This is a genomic window from Vibrio sp. 10N.222.48.A3 (assembly GCF_041475345.1).
Classification (GTDB): domain Bacteria; phylum Pseudomonadota; class Gammaproteobacteria; order Enterobacterales; family Vibrionaceae; genus Vibrio; species Vibrio tasmaniensis_A.
Genome location: NZ_JBFRVX010001206.1, coordinates 1 through 2263, shown reverse-complemented (window position 1 = coordinate 2263; position 2263 = coordinate 1). Strand labels below are relative to the sequence as shown.

Sequence of the window (2263 nt, the reverse complement as noted above, 5' to 3'; positions counted from 1 at the left end):
ATTTTAAAACCGTCCTAATAGGGCTCGATCGGCAAATAACCACGCCCCTCAGCGCTCGGGTTGCTCGTCCTTGACCGTGATTTGAATCTTTTGGGTGGGTAATTTTAAAATTAATAAGGCTAGACGCCGTCAAAAACGGGCAGCGCTTCGAACAGGACTAGTACGTTGATAACGATGATGCTCACACCGTAGATAAACACACCAACCAACACCAACTCTCCTCCAGGCACTTGGTAAGCCTTCGATTTTTTCTGATCTTCTTCACTCTCTTCAAGGTTGTTAAACGCTGGTCTTTGTAGTCTCGATTTCCTTACTAACAATGCCGGTACGATACATGCCCAAATCGCAGCGGCAGACGCTGCATAACCAATTGCGCTAAGAAAACCAAAAGGAAAAAGAAGAGAAAAAATAAGAGGCGGAATAAATGTAACCGCCCAGGTCTTGGTTCTTCCTTTGGAGGTAGCATCAAATTGAAAAAGATCGGCCAAAAAATCAAACACACCCAACCCTACCCCAATAAAACTCGACAAAATGGCCGCCGCTGAAAAAGCACTAATGACATTTGATAGGGTTTCTTCAGCCAACACTGCTTTTAAGCTGATGAGTAAGATGTCTATATTTCCACCTTCTGCAATTATAGGGCCGAAGCTAATTCTTGGTAAATTACCATAGATACTTAATAGCCAAATGGTGTAGATAAAGAACGCCATGAGCGTTCCGCCTACAATCGCCCTTTGTGCGAGCCTTTCATCAAGGTAGTAGTCTCGCAGAGTGGAGACGCTGTGCTGGTATCCAAATGAAGTTAAAGCAATAGGGAAAAACCCCCATACGTATTGCGCATACTCAAACTTTAAGTGAGCAGTATCCAACAAAGTAACAAGATTAACATTAAACCAAAGGCCAGCAGTCCCAAAAATAAAGCTGATAATCATAAATAGCATCAACACCATGGAAATGCGGTCAACTGTTTTTGTTGAATGCCAAACTAGTCCAGAAAAGATAAGCACAAAAAGGATAGAAGCTAGTTTAGGGGAAAGGCCAAAGTACTCCTTAATGATCAGTCCAGATGAAGTGATGTAAGCGTACAGTAAAATCCCTCCCACAAAGTAGATCATTAAGTTATTAAAAAAATTAACCTCTTTTCCTAACAAATCTTTTGTGATGGAAGAAAAAGACGACCTGTATGGATAATCTTTTAAAACTTCGAGTAACAGACAACCACTGGTTGTCATAATGAGCATAGTGAAGAGCAAAGCCATTAAAGCCCCGATGGTCCAGACCCCAGCCCCTGCAGCGGGAAGTCCAAGCATACCAGCGCCGACGCAAATGCACGCGACAATACAGGCTCCTCCAATCATTGAAGGCGGGGTTGTGCTCCTTACCTGTTTCATACTAGACATAAATAAATACCTTTCTTTCGTTAGTTCAATTGCTCTTATTAGACTGCTCCCCTTACAAGCTAGGGAGGCACAAAAAAGCGCTAGAACCTAGAATCTAGAACTTAATTTTAGGAATGACATATTAATTAAATTCTAAATTAGCCTAATATTTCTACCTATTTAACCTAACTAAAAAATATTGTTTCGATGTTGAGTGCAGAAGGTGTCAAAATCGGGGGGATTTAAGGTTCGTCAGAGAATGCGTGAAGCTGGTTAATGAGTAATCAGCCAGGTTCGCATAGATATAAACATGCAAAATTGGAGAGGCTAGACGCGATGATCTTACTTAGATTGGGTCTGGTTCAAAGTAGACCTACTTAAGCCGACGCGTTGTGGAATGGTCTTTATCAGATAAGCCTGATGCCACAATTTCAGGCAAGGAAAGATATGAGCTATTACTTGATGAGTTACTACAATCGGCCTCGGCCTCAGCACGCAACTCATGGGCTGTCGCCAGTAAATGCCGAAAATAGGCTTAAATCAGTGTCCGAAATGTTGACCACTTACACTTAACAGAATAACGTCTATCTTTTGGGGGGTCAGCGTGGTTTTTGTCTACGAGAGTTCGAGAGAGTTTGTGTTGAAAATCAGCGCGAGCGTTAGCGACTTTTTCATCGCATTTAGCTAATAGCAATCTAGCTTTACGAGATAACTACTTCTGCTTACGTCTGAGGTTCTTCTCAGCACGCTTTATAAATCTGGGGTTAACTGTCTTTCTGCCGTTCGATTCAATAGTAAAGTGAGACAGACCAAGATCAATACCTGTCACCTTACTCACTGTATGAAGCAAACTAGGCGCTTCCACTCCATCATCAACAAGGATA

At 42.0% G+C, this 2263-nt stretch carries 1 protein-coding gene; it reads right to left on the bottom strand.

All coding sequences use genetic code 11. The annotated features are described in order from the left end of the window. Positions 1 to 119: 119 nt before the first annotated feature. Positions 120 to 1400, bottom strand: a complete 1281-nt coding sequence (locus tag AB4653_RS25075) for an aromatic amino acid transporter (protein WP_029222809.1) — start codon at positions 1398 to 1400, stop codon at positions 120 to 122. Positions 1401 to 2263: the final 863 nt, after the last annotated feature.

What these genes read in the sequence shown, in the direction of transcription:
- AB4653_RS25075 (WP_029222809.1), bottom strand. Translation starts at nt 1,400, where the DNA reads ATGTCTAGTATGAAACAGGTAAGGAGCACAACCCCGCCTTCAATGATT.